Consider the following 21,406-nt stretch of genomic DNA (forward strand, 5'->3'; position numbering starts at 1 on the left):
GCATGAGCGACACGGACATCGTGCTGGACGTGCAGGGCCTGACCGTCGACATCGCCACGCCGCGCGGCGCCCTGCACGCGGTGCGCGACGTGTCGTTCCAGGTCCGGCGCGGCGAAACGCTATGCCTGGTGGGGGAATCCGGCTGCGGCAAGTCCATGACTTCGCTGGCCATCATGGGCCTCCTGCCCAAGGCCGCGCAGCGCAGCACCCGCCGGCTGTCGGTACTGGGCGAAGACCTGTCGGCCGCGCGCGGGCGGCGCATCAACGCGCTGCGCGGCAGCAAGATGGCCATGATCTTCCAGGAACCGATGACGGCGCTCAACCCCGCCTACGCCATCGGCGAGCAGTTGACCGAGCACTACATCCACCATTGCAAAGCCAGCGCGCAGCAGGCGCGCGACCGCGCGGTCGAGCTGCTGGAGAAGGTCGGTATCGCCTCGGCCGGGCAACGGTTATCCCAGTACCCGCACCAGTTGTCGGGCGGCCTGCGCCAGCGCGTGATGATCGCCATGGCGCTGATGTGCGGCCCGGAACTGCTGATCGCCGACGAACCCAGCACCGCGCTGGACGTCACCATCCAGGCGCAGATCCTGCGGCTGCTGGCCGACCTGCAGGCCGAACTGGGTATCGCCATGGTGCTGATCACCCACGATCTGGGCGTGGTCGCGCGCATCGCGCGTCAGGTCGCGGTGATGTATGCCGGACAGATCGTCGAGGAAGGACCGGTGGCGGAACTGTTCGCGTCGCCGCGCCATCCCTACACCCAAGGACTGTTGGGCTGTATTCCCGTGCCCGGGCGCACGCCGCCCGGCGAGGCGCTGGGCACCATACCCGGCGTGGTGCCGGCGCTGGTGGGCGAGTTGCAAGGCTGCGCCTTCCGCGACCGCTGCCCACATGCCCAGCCGCAATGCCGCGATGAGGTGCCCGTGCATGGTGCCGCGTCCGGCCAACAATGGCGCTGCATCCTCGAATCCGAAGGAGTCCCGGCATGAGCCCCTTGCTGCAAGCCGAGGCCGTCAGCAGGCAGTTCTCGATCCGCTCGGGCATGTTCCGGCCGCGCAGCACCCTGCATGCGGTCAATGGCGTGGACCTGGCGGTGGAGCGCGGTGCCGTGCTGGGTATCGTGGGCGAATCCGGTTGCGGCAAATCGACGCTGGCCCGCATGCTGCTGGGCCTGACGCCGCCGACCGAAGGCGCGATCCGCCTCGACGGGCAGGACATCCGCAGCCTCGGCCGGCGCGCCCTGGCGCGCCGTGTCCAGCCGATCTTCCAGGATCCGTATTCTTCGCTGAATCCGCGCCGCTCCATCGCCTCCATCGTGTCGCTGCCGCTGGAAGTGCATGGCATCGCCAATCCCAAGCAGCAGAAAGCCATCGAAATGCTGGAACGCGTCGGCCTGCCGCCACGGCTGGCCCACAACACGCCGGGCCAATTGTCCGGCGGGCAGCGCCAACGCGTCGCCATCGCACGCGCGCTGGTGATGCATCCCGAAATCGTTATCTGCGACGAGCCGACCTCGGCGCTGGACGTCTCGGTGCAGGCCCAGATCATGAATCTGCTGATGGACCTGCGGCGCGAATTCAATCTGACCTACGTCTTCATCAGCCACAACCTGGCGGTGGTCGAGCACATCGCCACCCATGTGGCGGTGATGTATCTGGGCCGGGTAGTCGAATCCGCCGCCACCGCGCAGCTGTTCCACGACCCGCGCCATCCCTACACGCAGGCGCTGCTGGCCTCGGTGCTGACGCCCGAACCGGGCCTGGGCATCCCCGACATGGGGCTGGGCCTGTCGTTCCCGGACCCGTTGCGCCCGCCTCCCGGCTGCCCCTTCCATCCGCGCTGCCAACAGGCCATGGCGCAATGCAAGACCGAACGCCCGACATTGATCCGGCGCGAGCAATCCGTGGTGGCCTGCCACCTCTATCCCCCTACCCCCAACGGAGTCCAGCCATCATGACCCGCGCACAAGCCATCGCCCAGGCGGAACAGTGTTTTGATTCCGGCGCGTTCCGCGCCCTGCTGGCGCGCCGCCTGGCACAGCCCACGGAGAGCCAGAATCCGGCGCGCGCGCCCGAACTCGCCGCCTATCTGGAAGCCGAGATCCGGCCGGCCTTCGAGGCGCTGGGATTTACCTGCCGCACGCTCACGCATCCGAAGGCGCTGGCGCCGTTCCTGTATGCCGAACGCATCGAGGATCCGGCCCTGCCCACCGTGCTGGGCTACGGCCATGGCGACGTCATTCGCGGCCTGGAAAAGGAATGGAAGGAAGGCCTGTCGCCCTGGGCGCTGACCGAGTCCGAGGGCCGCTGGTACGGCCGCGGCATCGCCGACAACAAAGGCCAGCACAGCATCAACATGGAAGCGCTGCGGCTGGTGCTGGAAACGCGCGGCAAGCTGGGCTTCAACGCCAAGTACCTGATCGAGATGGGCGAGGAAACCGGCTCCATGGGCCTGCGCGACTTGTGCGAGGAACATCGCGCGATGCTGGCGGCGGACCTGCTCATCGCCTCGGACGGGCCGCGGCTGAGCGCCGAACGCCCCACCATCTTTCTGGGCGCGCGCGGCAGCCTGAACTTCGACCTGAGCATCGAGGCCCGCGCGGGCGGCCACCACTCGGGCAACTGGGGCGGCCTGATTTCCAACCCCGGCATCCAGCTGGCCCATGCGATCTCCACGCTGGTCTCGCCCACCGGCCAGATCCGCATCCCCGAATGGGTGCCGCGCGAGCTACCCGACGCAGTGCGGCGCGCCCTGGCCGACTGCCAGGTGGACGGCGGCGCCGACGGTCCCGAGATCGAACCCTGGTGGGGCGAACCGGGCCTGTCGCCCGCCGAGCGCGTGTTCGGCTGGTGCTCGTTCGAGGTCCTGGCCTACAAGACCGGCAACCCCGACACCCCCGTCAACGCCATTCCGCCGCGCGCTTGGGCCCGCTGCCAGCTGCGCTTCGTGGTGGGCGTGGACCCGGACGACCTGGTCCCCGCCCTGCGCCGCCACCTGGACCGCCAGGGCTTTCCCATGGTCCAGATCACGCTGACGCGCGAGAACATGTTCCGCGCCACCCGCATCGACCCGGAGGACGCCTGGGTGCGCTGGGCGGTGGATTCGCTGGAACGCACCTCTGGCGCCAAGACCGCCGTGCTGCCCAACCTGGGCGGCTCCCTGCCCAACGACATCTTCACCGACGTGCTGGGCCTGCGCACGATCTGGGTGCCACATTCCTATCCTGGCTGCTCCCAGCACGCGCCGAACGAACACCTGCCGCCGGCCTTGCTGCGGCAGGCGTTGAGCCTGATGACGGGACTGTATTGGGACTTGGGCGCGGGCGGCACGCCGGCATTGACGCGCTGAGACGCGACGCCGGGGCCTGTGCAAGTTCAAAAGGAACTTGCGCCGCCCCTAAGGCTTGCCGGACGGCCCCAGTCGCGCCCGCAGGAAATCGATGAAGCGCCGCACCTTGGCGCTGACGTGGCGGGTGTCGGGATAGACCGCGTAAACCTCCTGGCGCGGCAAGGTGTACGAGGGCAGCACGCGTTGCAGTACTCCCCGCGCCAGCGGTTCTTGCAGCAACCAATCAGGCAGCGCGGCCACTCCGCATCCCGCTACGGCAAACGCCAGCAGCGCCGAAGCCGTATCGGCCTGCGCCACCGGCGCCACGCGCAGTTCATGCTCGCGGCCCTTGCCGTCCGTCAGCCGCCAGCGGTCACTGCGCCCCGGCCTGTTGGCCAGCCACGGCAACGCCGCCAGCGCCTGCGGCGTGCGCGGCATGCCGTGCTGGGCCAGCAGCGCGGGACTGGCCACAAGCCATAACCTGAACTGGCCGATCCGCGTGGCGCGGTAGCTGGAGTCTTCCAGCGCCCCCACCCGGATCGCCAAGTCCAGCCGCTCGGCGATCAGGTCCGCATGCGCCGAACCGGCGCGGTAGCTGACCCGCAGGGCGGGATGCTCGCGCGCATACGCCGCCAGCGCCGGCGCCACCACCAGGTTGCCGTAATCCACCGACGCCGTGACCCGCAGGCTGCCCGATAAGGCCGCCTGCCCGGAACGCGCCTCGTCCACGGCGGTTTCGGCGTCGCGCAGCAGGCGGGCGCAATGGCCGTAAAAGCCTTCGCCCGCCTCGGTCAGGGCCAGCCGCCGGGTGCTGCGCGTCAACAGCGCCACGCCCAGTTCCTGTTCCAGCTGCTTGATATTGAAGCTGACCACCGCCTTGGTCGTGCCCAGCGCATCGGCCGCCGCCGTGAACGAACCGGCCTCGACCACCGCCGCATACATCGCCAGACGATTCAGATTGATCATGGAAGGCCGCTACGAATTGTCAAAAAAACACGAACAGTATATCTATTCATAAGGCATTTTTTGCGAACGACAGGACTCCTAGAATGACGCTCCCTCTCTGGAATCCAACCCCATGCCCGACCTTTCCTCGCACTGCCAGCGCCTGGCGCTCGACGCCCATACCCGCATCGAACAATGGATAGGCACACCCGACGCACCGGACAGCCAACTGGCCGATCTGCTGGAGAACTTTGCGCCTGGCTTCAGCATGATCGCGGCCGACGGACAGCGCCTGTCCGCCACGGCCTTGCCCGCCCTGTTCGCCAGCCTGCGCGGCGCGCGCCCAGGCTTGAAGATCGATATCGACGAGCTGGCCGTGCTGCATGCCGACACGGCTTCGGTCTTGCTGAGCTACCGCGAGCGCCATGCCTGGAGCGCCGGCGCCACCCAGCGGCGCGCCACCGTCCTGTTCACGGTTCAGGCCGGCAGCCAGCCAAAATGGGCGCATCTGCAAGAGACCTGGGCCTGAGGATTGAACAGACTGGGACGGCCTCGAGGCCAAAAAAAAGCCTCCGGCTAGGAGGCTTGTCGTTGTCGTTTGCGTATCCCGTCCAATAGCAGATCGGCAATGAATTCCGCCAGGACCAATTGCCGCGCCGCATCCGGCGTCTGCCGCGTGAACCGTTCGATGATGCCCATCAGCGATTGGGCGAACCAGTCGGACGGTATGTCATCGCGGAACAAGCCGGCCTGCTGCTCGGCGCCCACGTTGCCGGCGATCATCGCCACCAGTTCGTCCTTCAGCGCCTCGGCCTCGGCGGCCTGGAAGAAGCCGATGCGCGTCAGGTTGGGATCTTCCTGCAGGATGGCGAGCAGGCCGCTTACGCTCTGGCGCAGACGCCCGGCCAGTTCGGCGCCTTGCAGATCATCGGGCAAGCGCGCCTGGCCGATGGCCTGCCGCAAGCGCTGGGCGAACAAGCCCACCAGTTCGTCGTAGGCCGCCTGCTTGCTGGCGAAGTATTGATAGAAGACAGGTTGGGTCACGCCGGCCCGGGCGACGATGTCGCTGATCCGGGTATGCTGGAATCCGCGTTCCGCGAATTCCGCCGCCGCGACTTCCAGAAGTTGAGCCCGTGTGCGTTCACCCTTGGTGAGACGCTTGTCTTGCGGTAAAGAAGTAGGTCGTGCCGTAATCATCGCGAGAAAATACTACCCTTCGGCGCTTTTAGCCACTGGTTTTACCCACGGCTTCCAGCACGGATACAACCATTGCAATGTCATATCCAAAGTACTGGCCTGCTGTTGTCGCCATCGCCGTCGCCAGCCTGGTCTCGGGTTGCGTGCCCTACCCGGTCTACAAGACCATGCAGCCCGACGCCCACGCCACGGTGCTGGACGAAAATTCCCATCCATTGGCCGATGCCCGGGTCGTGTTGATCAGCAGCACCTTTCCCTATGGGCGGGAACAGTTCCGCAATGAAACCCGCAGCGCGGCCGACGGCGGCGCCACGTTCGAGGCCTTGCGGGAATGGCGCGCTGAATCCATGGTGATCCACGGCTCGCAGGTCTACTTCTGGAACTGGTGCGTGGAAAAAGCGGGTTACGAAACCTACATGACCCTGGACCGCGACGCCGCGTATTTCAAGGACAAGCCGCAAATCACCCTGCGCCCCGGCGAGTCGCATTCCTGCAACAACTGGCCCGACCGGCAGGCGTCGCCCGCGCCCCGCTGAAATCAGTTGAAATCTCGGTAGCGCTTGAGACACTTTATGGCACCGGCCAGGCAGTAAAGTAGGAATACCGGCCCGGGCCAGGCGTTGCGCCCGCCCCGAGACGGATCAGGAGCAAGATCATGAAGCGGTTTTCTGGCCTTATGGCCATCGTCGCGGCGCTGGCATTGGCCATGGCAAGCGCGCCTGCCCTGGCTGGCGGGCGTGGCGGCGGTTATTGGGGCGGCGGATATCACGGTGGCGGATACCACGGCGGTGGATATCACGGCGGATATCACAATTACCATGGCGGCAGCAGCAGTTCCGACGGCTGGTGGATAGGCGGCGCGTTCGCGCTGGCCACCATAGGCCTGCTGCTGGCGGCGGATTCCGGGCCTTCCTACACTCAGGCAGGCGTCTACTCGTCGGGCGTGGGCTACACCAGCCCGCCGGTCTACGCGGCCCCCGTCTACAACGCGCCGGTCTATGAGGCGCCCCCCGTCTATGCCGCGCCCCAGCCCCAGTACGAGCCGGTGCAATACGAATCCGTACCGCCGGTCAACAGCGCGCAGGCCAACGCCACCGTGGACTGCCAGCGCTGGGCCATGAACCAGAGCGGCTATGACCCGGCCACCATCACGCAATGGACCACCCAGGTCATGGTGGACTCCTACAACCGCGCGCTCGATTCCTGCATGACCAGCCGCGGCTATCGCGCGCACTGAAGCGCGATTCCGGGTATTCCCGCTTGTCCCGCCGCGCCGGCCTGCACACACTGCATGCCGGCGCGCCTCATTGGAAGGCCGTTGCCGCGTCCCGGCGGATAGGCCGCCGGGCATGACAAGGGGAAAGCATGTTGAATCTCAAGCGGATCGCGGGGCTGTGCGCCATCGGCGCGGCCTGCGCGCTCTCGGCCGCCGCGCAGGCGCAGGCCGACGCCAAGGCCATGACCATCGTCGTGCCCTATGGCGCGGGCGGCATCGTCGACAACACGGCGCGCGCCTTCGCGCAGAAATTGGCGGCGGAACTGGGCCGGCCGGTGGTGGTGGAAAACCGCGGCGGCGCAGGCGGCATGATAGGCATGAACACGGTGGCGCGAGCCCATGACGAGAACACCCTGGCCTTCACCGCCGTCAGCCCGGTCACGCTGTCGCCGCATGTAATGAAGACGCTGTATGACCCCTTGAAGGATCTGGCGCCCGTGGCGTCCGTGATGTATTCGCCGGTCTATCTGGTGGGCGGCCCGAAGTTCACGGGCAAGTCCTTCCAGGACATGCTGGCCCAGGCCAAGGCCGATCCCGGCGGCCTGTCACTCGCGACCGCCGGCGTGGGATCGCTGGGACACTTGATGCTGGAACAGATCAACGGCCAGGCGGGCGTGCGCATCACGCACGTGCCGTACAAGGGCATGGCGCAGATGGTGCCCGACGCCCTGGGCGGCCAGTTCACGCTGATGCTGGTCAATGCCTCCGGCCCGGTCAATGCGCTGATTGACGAGGGCAAGCTCACCCTGCTGGCCGTGGGCTCGCCAGCCCGGCTGCCGGCGCGGCCCGGCACGCCCACCTTGGCCGAACTGGGCTATCCCATGGCCAACATGACTTCCACCTTCGGCTTTTTCGCGCCGGCCAGCACCAGCCCGGATTTCCGCAAGCGCATGAATGGCCTGATCAACCGGATCGCCGCCATGCCGGACATCAGCAAGCCGCTGACCGACGCGCTGAACATCATGTCGCCCGGCACGGTGGAGCGGTTCGCGGCCCAGGTGCAGAAGGAATATGCCGACAACGGCCTGATCGTGAAGCAGGCCAACATCCGCAGCGAATAGGGGCAGGCCGCAGGCCGGCAACCCACGCGGCGGGATTCGGGAGTTCGGGGATGCGGCGGTTCAGCGCCGCCAGCCCCGCCAGGCGCACAGCAGGCCGACGGCCAGCAAGGCGCCAGCGGGCAAAACCCAGACGAATCCGGCATCCGTGTAGACCACCTGGTCGACCGAGTCGTAATAGCGGCCCAGCTCGTTGAAGTCCCACTTCAGGTATTGCGCGTACCAGGCGTAGAAGAAGAAGGCGGACAAGGCCAGGCTGGCCGCGCCGGCCACGCGCAGCAGGCCCTTGCTGCATCCCGCGCGCACCGCGGCCTTCCACGCCAGGACCGCGCAGCCCGCCACGGCCGCCAGCACCAGCAGGTCGCCGACGTCAACGCCCATCGGCCGCCTCCAGGCCGTCCAGACAGGCCTGGGCTTCCTGCCATTGCTTTTCGCTGAAGACGCGCAGGCCAGCTCGTTGCAGCAGTTCCGCCGTCACGCCCACGCCGGGCTGCTTGCGGCCGGCGAAATGGCCGTCGTACACGTAGCCGCTGCCACAGGAAGGACTGCCCTCTTTCAGCACCGCGATGCCGATGCCCTGCCTGCGCGCGGCCTCCAACGCCGCTTGCGCGCCGTGCACGAAGGGCGCGGTCACATCCTCGCCGGACACCGCCATGACGCGGGCGCGGCCGGCCAGCACCGCCGCCGCGTCGGCGGCAGGCTCGATCTCGGCCGGCGGGCGCGGTACCGGCATGCCGCCCGCCATTTCCGGGCAGACGGCCACCACCCGCCCCTCGTCGCGCCACCGGCCAAGCACGGGGTTGTCGTGGGACGCGCTGCGTCCGTCGTAGCGCACGGGGTTGCCCAAGAGGCAGGAACTGACCAGAACGTATTGCATGCGTAATCCGACGTGTTGGGCTGCCAGGCCCGAATCCAAAGCATGCATGATAGAGCACCCTGCCTGGCAGCCTGGCTGCCCGCCAGCCCCGGGATCAGCAGCCGGTCGCGCCGCTGTCGCGCATCCAGGCGCGCAGGGCGGGATCGCGCACTTGCAGCACTTCGAACAGGCCCAGCGCGTTCAACGCGGGCAAGGCCTCCTGGATGTCCTGCCGCGCCACGGCCACGGCTTGGGCCGGCGCCTGCGGGTCGAGGCAGACGCGGGCGTTCGCGAGGAAAGCCCCCACGGTCCCCTTCCTGACCTCCACGCCCTTGAAATCGCCTCGTTCCACGCCGTCCGGCAAGATGTCGCATGCCTTCATGTTCAACTCCTGTTGGTGTCCGATACAGGCGTTACGATAGACGGGACCCGCATGGCAGGTCTGCGTTGATCCAGCCATTCAATACCGTCTTTCTGCCAATGGCAATTCCTCCTCCCCGCCCTCCCTTGCTCGATCCCCAACGCGCCCGGTCGCGCGGCGGCCCCAGGCTGATCGCCGTGCGCAGCCAGGACGGCGCGCTGCGCCACACCGCCATGCACCAGCATGCGCGAGGGCAGTTGCTGGGCGCCTATCGGGGCTTGCTGACGGTGTATGCGGGGGACCTGCAATGGGTGGTGGCGTCCCGGCAAGCCGTCTGGATTCCCCCCAACCAGCCGCATGGGCTGTACTCGCACGGCGTCTACGCCGGCTATAGCGCGTATCTGAGTCCCGCGGCCTGCGCCGGGTTGCCCGCTGCGCCCTGCGTGCTGCATGCCTCGGATCTGCTGGTGGCCGCGGTGGACCGCGCCGCATCCTGGGGCGACGACACGATGGGACCGGCGCGCAACCGCCTCATTGAAGTGATCCGGGATGAAATCAGGAGCTTGCCCCAAGCCGGCCAGGCGCTGCTGCTGCCCCGCGACCCGCGCTTGCAGCGGCTGGCGCTTGCGCTGTCGGACCAACCTTCGGACGTGCGGACGCAGGAGGAATGGGCCGCCGCGATCGGCATGTCGCCGCGCACGCTGGCGCGCCGCTACCTGGCGGAAACCGGTATGACCTTGGGGGCATGGCGCCAGCGCGCCCGCCTGATGCGGGCGCAGGAAATGCTGGCGGAAGGCGCCGCCGTGACCACGGTGGCGTTGGAACTGGGATACGACAACGTCAGCGCCTTCATCGCCATGTTCAAGCGCGAACTGGGCGCCACGCCGGGCCGCTACAACGGCCCAGGCGGCTAAACGCTGTCAGCCCTGAAGCCTGGGCTTCAGGATTCCTCGGCCGTCTTGCTGGCCCGGCGCGCGCGGGGAGCGGCCTTGCTGGCGGTCTTGCTGGCAGCCTTGCGGGCGGGCTTGGCGGGAGCCTCGGAAGCCGGCTCGGCCGGCGCCGGATTCGCAGGCGCAGTCTTGGCGGCGGTCTTCTTGGCCGCGGGGCGGCTGCGGGTCGCGGCGCGCTTCGCTGCGGGCTTGTCAGCTGCGGGCGCTTCCGCCGCAGGCTGGTCCGCGACGGGCTTGCTGGCCTTGGGCTCTTCCCTGACGGCAGTCCTGACCATGCCGCCCTCGAACGGATCGGATATCTTGGCAGGCGTCTTGCTCGCGGGCTGGCTGCGGCTTTCGGCGGCGGGCGGGGCAAAGGTCCATTCAGCGATATTCACGGCCGGCAGCGGCTGGCGCGCCTGCGGCAAGGGCTTGGGCATGGGCGGCAGGCGCGAGGGCTGGACAGGCTTCGACTCCTGCGCCCGCACCAGTGCGTCGGCCCGCAAGGCGTCCACCCTGGCGGCTTCCGCTTGCTCGCCAGCCTTTCTGGCGGCGTCGGCCTGGGCGCTTGCTTGCGTTGCTGCCGGCGATTGCGCGGCGATTGCAGCCGGCGCCTTGGTCGGCGGTGCGGAGTCAGTTTCGGCGGCCTCGGTGGAAGACGCTACGGCTGAAGCTTCGGCCGGCGCCACAGCGTTTTCGCCGCTGGCGCCCTGCTCGGCGACCTGGCCGGTTCCCCTGCTCTCGCCACCCGACTTGCGCCCGCCACGCGACTTGCGGCCGGAGCGGGAGCGGGATTCTTCCTGGGCCGCGCCGCCTTGCGCATCGCCGGCGTCGGCCGCAGCCGGTTGGCGGGCCGGGGCGGAACGGGAGGCGCCATCGGCGGTGGCGCGATTCGCGGCCGGCGCGCCGCTTGCGCTATCGCGGTACACATAGGTGCCGGCGTTTTCCTCGCGTCCGACTTCCAGCAGGCCGCGCGACTGCGCCTCGTCCAGCAGGTTGCCGAAGGCGCGGAAGCCGTAGTAAGACTCGTTGAAATCCGGCCGGCGGCGCTTGAGCGCGTCCTTCAGCGCCGACGCCCAGACCTTGCCGCTGTCGCCGCGCTCGGCCATGAGCGCTTCGAAGGTTTCCGCAACCATCTCGACGGCCTGGGTCTTGCGGGCCTCCAGCTCTTCCTTGCGGCGGCGTTCTTCGTCGGGCGTGCGGCGTTGCTGGCTTGCGCCGGCGCCGCCACGGTTGTCTCGGCGCGCGTCCGCCGCGCGCTGGCCTTCGCGCGCCAGGTCGTCATAGAAGATGAATTCATCGCAGTTGGCGATGAGCAGGTCCGAAGTGGACTGCTTCACGCCCACGCCGATCACCTTCTTATTGTTCTCGCGCAGCTTGGACACCAAGGGCGAAAAATCGGAATCGCCGCTGATGATCACGAAGGTGTTGACGTGCGACTTGGTGTAGCAGAAGTCCAGCGCGTCCACGACCAGGCGGATATCGGCCGAATTCTTGCCGGACTGGCGCACATGCGGAATTTCGATCAGTTCGAAATTGGCCTCGTGCATGGGGGCCTTGAATTCCTTGTACCGCTCCCAGTCGCAATAGGCCTTCTTGACCACGATGCTGCCCTTGAGCAGCAGGCGTTCCAGCACCGGCCGGATGTCGAATTTCTGGTACTTGGTGTCGCGCACGCCCAGCGCCACGTTCTCGAAATCACAGAAAAGCGCCATGCTGACGTTTTCGTTGGGGGTATTCATGTTTTGCTCCAATGCGATGGCGGCTGTCGGGCGAGACGCCGCCAGATGACGCTCATGATATACATATCTGCCGCCCATCCGCGGCGCACCTACCCAGCAGCCATGCCAGAAGCTCCCTTGTTCCCGGCGCTTGCCACCGATCGTCTCGTCCTGCAGCCCCTGGAAATCGGCGATGCCGAGGCCATCCAGCGCCTGTTTCCGCAGTGGGAAGTGGTGCGCTACCTGGTCGATCAAGTGCCATGGCCCTACCCGCCCGACGGCGCGCGCCACTATCTGGAGCAAGTGGCGATCCCTGCGATGCGGCGAGGCAAGGAGTGGCACTGGTCCATCCGCACCCGCCAGGCGCCCGGCAGCCTGATCGGCATCGTCAGCCTGATGGACGACGATCCCTGGAACAACCGCGGTTTCTGGCTGGACCCCGCCCATCACGGCCACGGCTACATGACCGAGGCCAGCGAAGCCGCCACCGCCTACTGGTTCGAGGTGCTGGGCAAGCCGCTGCTGCGCGCGCCCAAAGCCGCCGTCAACGTCCCCTCGCGCAGGATTTCGGAGCGCGGGGGCATGCGCCTGGTCGGTACCGAGGAACGCGGCTACGTCAGCGGCCGCCTCCCTACTGAAATCTGGGAGATCACCCGCGAGGAATGGCTGGCCCGGCAAAGCCGCTAGGGCCGGCGCAAGGCCGCAAGCGCGCCGGCGCAAGCGGAGGGCGTTTGATGAATAAACCCGTCCCCATTATTTCCTGGACCGCGCCGGCCCGATAGCCGGTCCAAGCCGCCGCTTACCGCCCTTTTCGCCCCTTTTTCCGGCCAATTGACCCAGGCCCGTCATGGCTAGAATTCCCGAAAGTCCGGCATTCCGCGCATGGAATGCCTATGTTTATCGGGCAAGATCCATGAATCCGTCTACCGTCATCGGCGCCGCCGTCGGCCTGCTCACCCTGGTTATCGTCGTGGCCCTGGCCGCCACCGACCCCGGCATGTATATCAACCTGCCCGGGCTGGCCATTGTGCTGGGCGGCACCGCGGCCGCCGTGTTCATCGCCTACCCGCTGTCCGAAGTGCTGCGCGTCTTCAAGCTGGTGCGCACCGTCTTCCGCAACGACCAGCACGACCAGCAGCGCGACATCGAAGAGCTGGTGTCCATGGCCCAGCTGTGGATGAACACCGACGTCCGCAAGGTCGAGCAGGAACTCAAGAAGGTCAGTAACCCTTTCCTGCGCACCGGCGTGCAGCTGATCATCGACAACACGCCCGAAGACCAGATCATCGAACTGCTGCAATGGCGCGTGGCCCGGCTGCGCGCCCGCGAGCAGGCCGAAGCCCAGATGTTCCGGGTCATGGCCACCTTTGCCCCGGCCTTCGGCATGCTGGGCACCCTGGTGGGCCTGATCAACCTGATGTCGGTGCTGGGCGACGGCAGCATGCAGATGATCGGCCAGCAACTGGCGATCGGCCTGATGACCACCTTCTACGGCATTCTGCTGGCCAACCTGGTCTGCAAGCCGATCGCGCTCAAGCTGGAACGCCGCACCGCCAGGCGCGTCGAATCCATGAACATGGTGTTGCAGGGCATCGCCATGATGTGCGAGAAGCGCGGCCCGGCGGTGGTGCGTGAAACCCTGAATTCCTTCGTCATGCACGTCGAGGACGAGATCTACGACGGCGGCGCGGACGCCAAACCCCAGGCCGCCGCGCAAGCCAAGACGGAAGGCCAGGCCAAGTCCGCCGCCAAGCCCGCAACCCAGCCCGTCTCCATCGCCCGCCCTGCCGCCGCGCGCCAATGAGCCTGATTTCCCCCACCCTGGCGCAGCGGATCGAACAGGCCCGCCAGGCCCAGCTACGCGCCGAGAAAACCGCGGCGAACGGCGGCTGGCGTCCCAGCAAGAGCGACCGCAAGGACCGCTACGCCCGCTGGCACGTCGAAGAGACCGTCGAGCAAGACTCGGAAAACTGGCTGCTCAGCTACCTGGACCTGATCACCCTGCTGCTGGCCATGCTGGTCGTGCTGCTGGCGCTCACGCGTCTGCACGGCGGCGCCTTCGGCCAGTCGGAACAATCCGTGGAACTGGTCGGCACGCTGGCCGAAAGCGGCCTGCCCGCCTACGACGGCGAATACTCCGAATTCGATGCCGTGCAGATTCCCGCAAGCTGGGCGCAGGCCGAGGCCCCGGCGGTCGCCGTAGCCGCAGCCGCCGCCTCGGCACAACCGGCCCAGGAAGGCGAGGTCGTCGCCGAAGCCGCCCCGCCGCTGCGAGCGCCCTCCAAGGAATCGCTGGGCCTGGGCGACCTGGGCAAATCGGTGGACGTGATCATCAACGAACAGTCCGTCAGCTTCCGCATCAGCAACGAACTGCTGTTCCCGTCCGGTCAGGCCACGCTCAGCCCCACCGGCCTGGACGTGATCAAGCGCCTGGCGGCCATCCTCAACAAGAACGAGTACCAGGTTTCGGTCGAGGGCCACAGCGACCCCGTGCCCATCCAGACCCGGCAATTCGCGTCCAACTGGGAACTGTCCAGCAGCCGCGCCACCAGCGTGCTGCGCGAGCTGGTCCGCGACGGCGTATCGGCCCAGCGCCTGCGCGCCGTGGGCTATGCCGAGACCCGCCCCATCGAGTCCAACGACACCCAGGCTGGCCGCGCCGCCAACCGGCGGGTGGAACTCATCATGGACATCACGGCGCCGCAGAAGGCGGCGCAGAGTGCGGCGCCTGCCACGCCGGCAAGCAACGCCAGCCAAGGCTAGGCGATCGAACGGCCGCAGCACGCACAAGTGGTGCGCTACGGCATTCTTATGCTTCTTGATCGGTCGTTCTGGATCGCGGCAAAGAAGAATGCCGTGGTGAGGCCAAATAGAATGAGCCCGTTCACCGCCTCAATGGCTCCGACCAACTGCCAATGAGGCGGCAGGAACGCCGGCGCGTGCCCATAACTTGTTATGGCCTCCAGCGAATAGAGCATTGCTTCGGTAAGACTATGGACGGCGCCTATGTGTACATAGAGCAAAGCCCACGCAAACGCCTCTAAAGCGTGGAGGACCGCCGCAAATAATGCAAAGATTGCAACGGATAAGCCAAAGAGTATCTTGCTTCGGCCCCAATGGGACGGCGCAGCAGCCAGAATCCTGGCCATGGTCATGAATGCCGTGACATGCATGACGATAGTTGCGACGAATAATGGCAAACCCCAAAGCCAATCATCTTCCCAAATCATGCCGCGCCTCCCGGCCCTGGATCGTCCGATCAGAGAATTTCCCCAACATTCAAATCCGGAACAATCCCAGGCCTCGTTCACAAGCGCGCTCTGGCTGGAAATAATGGGCTACGGACGTCCGGCCGACGTAATCACGATCTCGACACGCCGGTTCTGCGCCTTGCCTTGAGGCGTCGAGTTGCTCGCCACGGGGCGAGCTTCACCAAAACCTTGCGCCGAAATTGAATTCGGCGGCACGCCCTTCGAGGTCAGGAAACGCGCGACGTTGTCCGCTCTTGCGGATGACAGTTCGAGATTGGAGGGGAACTGCGATCTCAGCTCCGGGCCGATGGGTTCGTTATCGGTGTATCCCTGCACAACGACTTGCTGCCCCGGCAGATTGGAAAGTGTAGGGGCAATCTTTGCGAGAGTCTGTTCACCTTTCGGACTAAGCCTCCAGCCGCCTTCCGGGAAAAGTATCTCGTTGACCATCGTCACCTTGAGCTCATTTTGCAATTGCGTGATCTGCGCGCGATCGCCGCTCAACTCTGCCGTGAGCTTTTGGTTGAGGGCGGCATACTCAGCCGCCATCTGGGCTTCTTTGTCATAGGTCTTTTTGGTAACACAACCCGAGACCGCCAGCATTAAGCACGCCATTACAGCAAGTTTGCCTGGTTTCATATTTCTCTCCGCCGATGTTGTAAAACGGCAGCGCGAGCGGCTGGCTCGTTCCGCCGAATGTAATATTGGATTCGCACGACAGGACCGACCTCTGCAAGTCTCAAAAAAGAGAGTTGACAGGTTCCACGTAACTACATGGCAAAGGTAGTCAGAAGTGAACCAAGTCACCACTCATTTGACGCCAGCGTCCTGTCGATCCTATCCAGGTTCCGGCGTTCTGGCTCCTCCCGTGAAATCAGTCACGACCTTGGCAGGCGTATCCGGCCTGGTCAGGCATACATTCGGCGACAGGGTTTTGAGGTATGCCAAAGAAGCCGTGATGCTTGATATCGAGCTGATCGAGAACCAGGAATGCTTCATTCCTCAGGTCGTCATGACAGACTTCCTGTGGGAGATCGAACGGCGTTCCGGAGAGGCCAACCTGGCCCTGCTTGCCGCCCCGTGCCTGTCGCTCACGACCTATGGTCGCTGGGGAGAATATGTCCTGGCTGCCGACAACCTGGGCGAGGCGATTGCGCGGGCCGCGTCCTCATTGGGCTATCACAGCACAGGCGACCGGTTGCAGCTCACGATAGAACAGGGCATTGCCCGAATCAGCTATTTCCATGCCATGCGAGGCCGTCGCGGCTACGCGCATATTGCAACCGGCACCGCGGTAGTGTTGCTCAGCCTTTTGCGCCCCTATCTGGGAGCGGACTTTCTTCCCATTCAGATTGAACTGGATATACGCCGTCCAACGGCGTCCGCCCCTTTCGAGGATACTTTCCTGTGCCCCGTCGTGTTCGAGACCGAAGCCGTATCCGTGTGCATTGATGCCCGCCTATTGCAGCGCCCGGCCAAGGCGGGTATTCGGTCGCGCCTGGTGACGATCGACGACGTCGCGCGGGTGCTCCTGGAACCTGCCGACCTGGGAAACTTTCTGGGAGTGGTCGTCGCGCATATCCGCGCGCAGGTCCAAAGCGGCGTCGTATCGATCGACAGCACGGCGCGGGCGTTGGGCAGCAGCGTGCGGACGCTGCAACGGGTGCTGCGCCGCGATAGCGGCTCGGACTTCAGAGAACTCGTGAACGTCATCCGCATGCGCCGCGCCAAGGAATTACTGGCGGGGACAAATGCTTCGATCACAGAGATTGCAACGGAATTCGGATACTCCAGTCCGGCGAATTTCGCTCGCGCATTTCGCAATGCCGCCGGCGTGGCGCCGCATGAATATCGGCTGAGTCAGAAGACAGGCTAGAAACGAATGGTCAAACCCGCCATCGGCCCCTGCAGCACGGCGTCGAACTTGAAACCGCCGCGGTTGTAATCCACGCCCAGGGCGCGGTAGCCGACGGCGGCGGATACGCTCTTGCTGAAGTTGTAGCCGACACCCAGCCCTACATCCCAGTCAGCATCGGCGCCGCCTGCACCGATCAGGCCCCAACCGGTGATGTAGAACTTCTGGGTCAACACGTAGTTTCCCCGCACGCCCACCAGCCCGTCGACCCAGGTGGCGCCGTCGCTGGTCTTCCTGCCATTCAGATGCGCGCCTTTCAAGGTGACGTCGGTATCGACCGACCAGACCCGCAAGCCCGCCACGACATCCAGCTGGTGTGGCGAGTTTTCAAGGACGGAATAACCGACTCCGATGAGTCCCGCAAACGTCGACGTCTGCACCTCTGCGCTGGTGGCCAGAATGCCGTGCGGCGTATCGCCCTGCGAACCGATTTTCGTGTAGATCAAATCGCCGAAAATACTGTATCGCCCCTTGCGCGCGTCGCCGATAAGCATGGCTCCGAAGTCAAGGTTATCGAACAGTTTGTCGAATCCCGCGTCGAAATCGATGACGGGGGAACGCGACTGAGAGGTCTTGCCCGACAGTCCGGCTGCCCAGAAATACGGCGTGACCGAAAACTTCCATTCGCTGGAAGGCTGGGAGTCCGCCGCGGCAGACTCCCGTTCCGCGCCCGCCACGGAACCGGCATAGAGCAATCCGCAAACCAGGCAGCCTGTGATCTTCTTTTTCATCGTTAGAGATTCAGCTGACTCTTCTTACCGGCGGAATGGTCCACGATCCGTTGATAATCGAAGGATCGCTCTCATTGGGCCAATACAAGCGCATCATCAGGATGAATTCCCCCTTGGGCGCCGGCAGCCAATTCGACTCCAGGCCTGGGCCGGGAGATTCATGCTGGATGAGCAAGTCGATCGATCCGTCCGCTTTTGCTTTCAGCGGCTGGCGCGCGCTGATCGAATAACGGTTGAGCGGGTTATCGACAAAGAAGTAGTCCGCGTCATACATGGTCAATGACCAGAATCCGGAAACCGGCGGCGTAAGCCCCTTCTTGAACGACAGCACGTACTTTTCCGAGCCGTTGTAAACGCGCTTGATTGCGCCGGTGTCCGACTTCAAGGACGTGGGATAGACGGCATCCTGGGGCCGGTTGGCGCCCAAGCCGATCGCGGTGATCAGGGCTCGCTGGATATAGTTGGTGCCATAAATACCCGTCTTGGTCGTGAATCCCCAGCCGTCGACGTCCTGGATGTCTCCGCCGCTGGACTTGAAGTGCGTCATGATCCGCCCGAAACCTACCTGCGGAACACGTTTGGCAAGAGCGGGATCGAATTTGGATTTGTCGAAGTCCTGGCCCGGCACGATACCCATCGATGCCAGCTTTGCCACCAGGGGCGCGTCCGCCGCGCTCGGCGGGTTTCTTTTCAGCAACTTGGCAAACAAGGTGAAGTATTCGATCGCGTCCATGTTGTTGACCTGATCGCGAACGGACGCTTTCATATCGATGGCAGGATCGACCTTGCCTTGGGGCGCGTTCCAGTTCTTGCCCCAGGCGCTGAGGGGACAGAGCTTTACTTCGTCTTGCAGCTTATGGACTTTGGCATAGTCTTCCGGCGTGCCTGAACAGTAGATGCGGCCCAGCAGCCACACGATGCTGGTCGGGGACTTGTATTGCGTCATGCCATTGGGAACGGTCCCCTCCCAGCCTGGGCCCGTCACCACGAAGGTTTGCGGACCGGTGCCCGTCGTGCGCTTTCCAGGCACGTCAAACACGGTCGTCCAACCGTCCAGCATCGGGAACAGCGCGTAGCGGTCGTCCAGATCGGGCAGGCTGACGACCCAGGGCTCGTCGCCCACATCGAAAAAGGCCGTGGTGTAGAGGGTGTCGGCGTTCGGCGCGGTCACGTCGCGGAATTTGGCGTCGGGATATTGGCGCAGCTTGATGAGATGCCCCATGGGCGCGCGGGTGCCCTTGGGCTCCGCGACGTTGGTGATAACCCGCCGGGTCATCTCCATCGTCACCAGGGGATAAGCATAAATATAGGCTTCGGTCGCCAGTGCAAACTGCTCATCGCCTTCCGGGAAATTCGCGACCAGGCCATCGGCCGCGCGTGCGGAAGCGCCCAAGGTGGCGGTTGCCAGCAAGGCGACGCCACCGGCATTGAATTCTCGACGTGTTAGCTTCATTCACATGCTCCGACAGAATTACTTATAAAAACGTGGAACAGACACAAACCTGGACAGCCATTGCCCAGCGAAGAAAGAAACACCCGCAGCGTAGGAGAAGGGGAATAGGCTCGCCACTCATTTTGCGCCACGCCCTCCAACGGGCGGGCGCGAAAGCAATGGACCTGCTTCCGGTGGGCAGAATGCCCGGGTCAGACGATGCCGTGCTTCCTCAGCACTGCCTGCTCGTCGCCCGACACCCAACCGAAAACCCTGGGCGCGCCATCCAGTAATTGGACAAAGTAGTGCACGTCAAAATCGATATGCGTATCCGGCTGGCCCGCGCGCGCGTAGATCGCCGTCCAAGCCACGTGCGCTACGCAATGCAGTTCGTCTATCGGCGACAACCGGATATTTCTGATCCGCATTTCCTTCGTGCCTATCGCGCGATAGTGTGCATATCCTTGCGCCATTGCCTGTCTTAGCTGGTTGTCGTTCTTCCCGGACATCACGCCGGCCGGAGACGCCGCGATGAAATCAGATGCATAAAGGGATGCCATCTCCTCCATGTCCACGTCTCCTTGCAAGGACTGGTTGAAAAAGCGTGCATATCGCTCGAACAACTTTTCTACGATCGGCTTCATTGCGCCCTCCTCTGATTGGATTCAGCTATTGCGGCCCACTCTGCCGTCCGCCCCTCGGGGCCTCACAGCGGCACTGGCCGGTTCCGCAGCACGTTCTTCATCACCAGCGTCGAGCGCAAGCGCAACACGCTAGGCAGCGCCGACAACACCCGGTCGTAGAGCGCCTGGAACGCCGGCAAGTCCTGGGTAACGACATGCAGCATGTAGTCCGGGTCGCCGAACAGCCGCTGCGCCTGCACTACCTCTGGAATGTCGCGCAAGGCGGCTTCGAACGCCGACACCCGGTCGCTGCTGCCTTCGCGCATCGTGACGAAGACGATGGCTGAGAAGTTCAGCCCGACGGCCGCCAGATTGATGTTGGCGCCGTAGCCGCTGACCACGCCCGCCTCTTCCAGCGCCCGCAGCCGCCGGTGGCAGGGAGACAGGCTCAAACCGACCCGTTCGGCCAGGTCCGTGATGGAAATCCGGCCATCCTGCTGCAGTTCAGCAAGAATCTTTCTGTCTAAGTCATCCATAAGGAAGATTCTACCCGGATATGGGGTTTTTCAGGTAGATAGCGGGAGCACTTCCCCGCTCATCGCCGATAACATTCCCCGCCTGTGGTTCATTTGGGGTATGCAGTTGGAAACCGGCAATCTGGTGGCGTTTTGGCTTGTTTCGCTTTCGTTGGTTGTCGTCCCGGGCGCGGATTGGGCGTATGCCATATCCGCCGGCTTGCGGGACAAGGCAGTGCTTCCCGCCGTGGCGGGCATGTTGACCGGCTATCTGATGATCACCATGGTGGTCGCGGCGGGGATAGGCGCCCTGGTGGCGAGCGAACCCGCCATCCTCACCGTCCTGACCCTGGCCGGCGCGGCGTATCTGTTGTGGCTGGGCGCCAACGTGCTGGCCCATCCCTCCGAGCCCCAGGCCGGCGATGCGCAAGCCTCGGAACATTGGATGGCCTGGGCGGCGCGCGGTTTCGCGGTCAGCGGCGTCAATCCCAAGGCCATCCTGCTGTTCCTGGCCTTGCTGCCGCAGTTCACCAGCCGCGATGGCGCGTGGCCGATTTCCACGCAGATCACGGCCCTGGGCATCTTGCAGATCCTGAACTGCGCGGTCATCTACACCTTGGTGGGCCTGGGCTCGAAGGCGATCCTGCAAACGCGGCCGACGGCGGCGCGCCGGGTGAGCCAGTTCTCGGGCCTGGCCATGATCGTCATCGCGCTGATTCTTTTCGGGGAGCAGATCGCCGTCCTCATGGCTTGATCGGCCTGATCCCCTGGATGCCCGCCGCCCGCGCCCTCCAAAACTTCCCCGGGCGGGTCGATTCGTGGTCAATATCCTGTCGGATGAACAGATCAAGATTTCCAACCAATTCGCTCAGCGAGGCACGGACAAGCGGCACGAAGTCGAGTTGCAGGAATCGCCGCTAGGCAATCCGATCACTGCCGGCAGCCCGCACTGGCTTGATTGCGAGATTTATGCCGAACACGCCGCTGACGATCACCTGATCGTGATTGGCGAAGTGAAGGCGCTGAACCAGCAAGAAGCTGCTTCAACGGCGTTTCCCCAGCTGGACGGCTCACCGTTGCCCGCGAGCATTGGAATGGCGCAGGGTAGCCTCGGCGGCTAAAAAAAAGAACCCTGACATCCACGAGCTCGAAGCCCTATCGCCCCTGCACTTCGATTATGGGAGGCAGCGTTCTTGAGCCGCCGCCGTCCGGACTGCGGGATTCCGATGCTCGCCCCACTGGGGCTGCGCTTCGGATCCCTCCGCC

26 protein-coding genes are annotated in these 21,406 nt (G+C 65.0%); 14 read left to right on the forward strand and 12 right to left on the reverse strand.

Going from position 1 to position 21,406, the window contains the following annotated elements:
- Positions 1–2 precede the first annotated feature (2 nt).
- Genes AXYL_RS17755 through AXYL_RS17765 form a run of 3 tightly spaced genes read left to right on the forward strand, consistent with a single transcriptional unit; the run spans position 3 to position 3,351 of the window.
- Entirely contained in the window at positions 3–992 is a 990-nt protein-coding gene (locus tag AXYL_RS17755; RefSeq protein ID WP_013394214.1) for an ABC transporter ATP-binding protein, read from the forward strand.
- Positions 989–1,960: an ABC transporter ATP-binding protein gene (locus tag AXYL_RS17760; protein ID WP_013394215.1), complete on the forward strand. Its 972-nt coding sequence runs from the start codon at positions 989–991 to the stop codon at positions 1,958–1,960. Before AXYL_RS17755 ends, AXYL_RS17760 begins: the two co-directional genes overlap by 4 nt.
- Positions 1,957–3,351: a M20 family metallopeptidase gene (locus tag AXYL_RS17765; protein ID WP_013394216.1), complete on the forward strand. Its 1,395-nt coding sequence runs from the start codon at positions 1,957–1,959 to the stop codon at positions 3,349–3,351. Before AXYL_RS17760 ends, AXYL_RS17765 begins: the two co-directional genes overlap by 4 nt.
- Before the next feature lie 48 nt (positions 3,352–3,399).
- On the opposite strand, the gene AXYL_RS17770 is transcribed toward AXYL_RS17765, so the two are convergent.
- The gene (locus AXYL_RS17770) at positions 3,400–4,296 is read right to left on the reverse strand and encodes a LysR family transcriptional regulator (RefSeq protein WP_013394217.1); all 897 of its coding nucleotides are present in this window, start codon (positions 4,294–4,296) and stop codon (positions 3,400–3,402) included.
- 112 nt (positions 4,297–4,408) lie between these two features.
- Here AXYL_RS17770 and AXYL_RS17775 point away from each other — a divergent pair, with 112 nt between their 5' ends.
- Positions 4,409–4,804 carry a hypothetical protein gene (locus AXYL_RS17775; protein ID WP_013394218.1) on the forward strand — a complete coding sequence of 132 codons (396 nt, stop codon included), beginning with the start codon at positions 4,409–4,411 and terminating at the stop codon, positions 4,802–4,804.
- A gap of 47 nt (positions 4,805–4,851) precedes the next feature.
- On the opposite strand, the gene AXYL_RS17780 is transcribed toward AXYL_RS17775, so the two are convergent.
- Positions 4,852–5,472, reverse strand: a complete 621-nt coding sequence (locus tag AXYL_RS17780) for a TetR/AcrR family transcriptional regulator (RefSeq protein ID WP_013394219.1) — start codon at positions 5,470–5,472, stop codon at positions 4,852–4,854.
- Positions 5,473–5,549: 77 nt separating this feature from the next.
- Here AXYL_RS17780 and AXYL_RS17785 point away from each other — a divergent pair, with 77 nt between their 5' ends.
- The 3 genes from AXYL_RS17785 (at position 5,550) to AXYL_RS17795 (ending at position 7,809) form a co-directional block, all read left to right on the forward strand.
- Positions 5,550–6,008: a hypothetical protein gene (locus tag AXYL_RS17785; RefSeq protein ID WP_013394220.1), complete on the forward strand. Its 459-nt coding sequence runs from the start codon at positions 5,550–5,552 to the stop codon at positions 6,006–6,008.
- Positions 6,009–6,127: 119 nt separating this feature from the next.
- A complete protein-coding gene (locus AXYL_RS17790) occupies positions 6,128–6,709 on the forward strand; it encodes a hypothetical protein (RefSeq protein ID WP_013394221.1) in 582 nt (193 codons plus the stop codon).
- A gap of 128 nt (positions 6,710–6,837) precedes the next feature.
- Complete coding sequence (locus tag AXYL_RS17795; protein WP_013394222.1) at positions 6,838–7,809, forward strand: tripartite tricarboxylate transporter substrate binding protein; 972 nt, start codon at positions 6,838–6,840, stop codon at positions 7,807–7,809.
- Between the two features lie 60 nt (positions 7,810–7,869).
- Here the strand turns inward: AXYL_RS17795 and AXYL_RS17800 are convergent, their stop codons facing one another.
- The 3 genes from AXYL_RS17800 to AXYL_RS17810 form a co-directional block, all read right to left on the reverse strand.
- On the reverse strand, positions 7,870–8,187 hold the full coding sequence (locus AXYL_RS17800; RefSeq protein ID WP_013394223.1) for a hypothetical protein: 318 nt from the start codon (positions 8,185–8,187) through the stop codon (positions 7,870–7,872).
- Positions 8,177–8,683, reverse strand: coding sequence for a DUF523 domain-containing protein (locus tag AXYL_RS17805; RefSeq protein ID WP_013394224.1), 507 nt, complete (start codon positions 8,681–8,683; stop codon positions 8,177–8,179). Before AXYL_RS17805 ends, AXYL_RS17800 begins: the two co-directional genes overlap by 11 nt.
- 94 nt (positions 8,684–8,777) lie before the next feature.
- Positions 8,778–9,044: a hypothetical protein gene (locus tag AXYL_RS17810; RefSeq protein WP_013394225.1), complete on the reverse strand. Its 267-nt coding sequence runs from the start codon at positions 9,042–9,044 to the stop codon at positions 8,778–8,780.
- Positions 9,045–9,142: 98 nt separating this feature from the next.
- Here AXYL_RS17810 and AXYL_RS17815 point away from each other — a divergent pair, with 98 nt between their 5' ends.
- On the forward strand, positions 9,143–9,937 hold the full coding sequence (locus AXYL_RS17815) for an AraC family transcriptional regulator (RefSeq protein WP_013394226.1): 795 nt from the start codon (positions 9,143–9,145) through the stop codon (positions 9,935–9,937).
- Positions 9,938–9,963: 26 nt separating this feature from the next.
- Here AXYL_RS17815 and AXYL_RS17820 read toward each other — a convergent pair whose 3' ends face one another.
- Complete coding sequence (locus AXYL_RS17820; RefSeq protein WP_013394227.1) at positions 9,964–11,694, reverse strand: NYN domain-containing protein; 1,731 nt, start codon at positions 11,692–11,694, stop codon at positions 9,964–9,966.
- Positions 11,695–11,796: 102 nt separating this feature from the next.
- Here AXYL_RS17820 and AXYL_RS17825 point away from each other — a divergent pair, with 102 nt between their 5' ends.
- The 3 genes from AXYL_RS17825 to AXYL_RS17835 all read left to right on the forward strand — a co-directional run bounded on the left by AXYL_RS17825 (position 11,797) and on the right by AXYL_RS17835 (position 14,436).
- Entirely contained in the window at positions 11,797–12,360 is a 564-nt protein-coding gene (locus AXYL_RS17825; RefSeq protein ID WP_041655700.1) for a GNAT family N-acetyltransferase, read from the forward strand.
- A 226-nt stretch (positions 12,361–12,586) separates the two neighbouring features.
- On the forward strand, positions 12,587–13,477 hold the full coding sequence (locus AXYL_RS17830; protein ID WP_013394229.1) for a motility protein A: 891 nt from the start codon (positions 12,587–12,589) through the stop codon (positions 13,475–13,477).
- Positions 13,474–14,436, forward strand: a complete 963-nt coding sequence (locus AXYL_RS17835) for a flagellar motor protein MotB (RefSeq protein WP_013394230.1) — start codon at positions 13,474–13,476, stop codon at positions 14,434–14,436. The genes AXYL_RS17830 and AXYL_RS17835 overlap by 4 nt, the downstream gene beginning before the upstream one ends.
- 35 nt (positions 14,437–14,471) lie before the next feature.
- Here the strand turns inward: AXYL_RS17835 and AXYL_RS17840 are convergent, their stop codons facing one another.
- Positions 14,472–14,903 carry a hypothetical protein gene (locus AXYL_RS17840; RefSeq protein ID WP_013394231.1) on the reverse strand — a complete coding sequence of 144 codons (432 nt, stop codon included), beginning with the start codon at positions 14,901–14,903 and terminating at the stop codon, positions 14,472–14,474.
- Positions 14,904–15,011: 108 nt separating this feature from the next.
- The gene (locus AXYL_RS17845) at positions 15,012–15,563 is read right to left on the reverse strand and encodes a flagellar motor protein MotB (RefSeq protein WP_013394232.1); all 552 of its coding nucleotides are present in this window, start codon (positions 15,561–15,563) and stop codon (positions 15,012–15,014) included.
- Positions 15,564–15,882: 319 nt separating this feature from the next.
- Here AXYL_RS17845 and AXYL_RS17850 point away from each other — a divergent pair, with 319 nt between their 5' ends.
- Complete coding sequence (locus tag AXYL_RS17850) at positions 15,883–16,800, forward strand: helix-turn-helix transcriptional regulator (RefSeq protein WP_013394233.1); 918 nt, start codon at positions 15,883–15,885, stop codon at positions 16,798–16,800.
- Here AXYL_RS17850 and AXYL_RS17855 read toward each other — a convergent pair.
- The 4 genes from AXYL_RS17855 to AXYL_RS17870 all read right to left on the reverse strand — a co-directional run bounded on the left by AXYL_RS17855 (position 16,797) and on the right by AXYL_RS17870 (position 20,161).
- Positions 16,797–17,570 (reverse strand): hypothetical protein, encoded by a 774-nt coding sequence (locus tag AXYL_RS17855; protein ID WP_013394234.1) that lies wholly within the window; start codon positions 17,568–17,570, stop codon positions 16,797–16,799. The genes AXYL_RS17850 and AXYL_RS17855 overlap by 4 nt on opposite strands.
- A gap of 10 nt (positions 17,571–17,580) precedes the next feature.
- A complete protein-coding gene (locus AXYL_RS17860) occupies positions 17,581–19,023 on the reverse strand; it encodes a DUF1254 domain-containing protein (protein ID WP_013394235.1) in 1,443 nt (480 codons plus the stop codon).
- 191 nt (positions 19,024–19,214) lie between these two features.
- Positions 19,215–19,646: a hypothetical protein gene (locus AXYL_RS17865; RefSeq protein ID WP_013394236.1), complete on the reverse strand. Its 432-nt coding sequence runs from the start codon at positions 19,644–19,646 to the stop codon at positions 19,215–19,217.
- A gap of 62 nt (positions 19,647–19,708) precedes the next feature.
- Positions 19,709–20,161, reverse strand: coding sequence for an Lrp/AsnC family transcriptional regulator (locus AXYL_RS17870; RefSeq protein ID WP_013394237.1), 453 nt, complete (start codon positions 20,159–20,161; stop codon positions 19,709–19,711).
- A 100-nt stretch (positions 20,162–20,261) separates the two neighbouring features.
- On the opposite strand from AXYL_RS17870, the gene AXYL_RS17875 reads away from it, so the two are divergent.
- The gene (locus AXYL_RS17875; protein ID WP_013394238.1) at positions 20,262–20,894 is read left to right on the forward strand and encodes a LysE family translocator; all 633 of its coding nucleotides are present in this window, start codon (positions 20,262–20,264) and stop codon (positions 20,892–20,894) included.
- 64 nt (positions 20,895–20,958) lie between these two features.
- On the forward strand, positions 20,959–21,261 hold the full coding sequence (locus AXYL_RS17880; RefSeq protein WP_013394239.1) for a flavin reductase family protein: 303 nt from the start codon (positions 20,959–20,961) through the stop codon (positions 21,259–21,261).
- Positions 21,262–21,406: the final 145 nt, after the last annotated feature.

Source organism: Achromobacter xylosoxidans A8 (genome assembly GCF_000165835.1).
Classification (GTDB): Bacteria; Pseudomonadota; Gammaproteobacteria; order Burkholderiales; family Burkholderiaceae_B; genus Achromobacter; species Achromobacter xylosoxidans_B.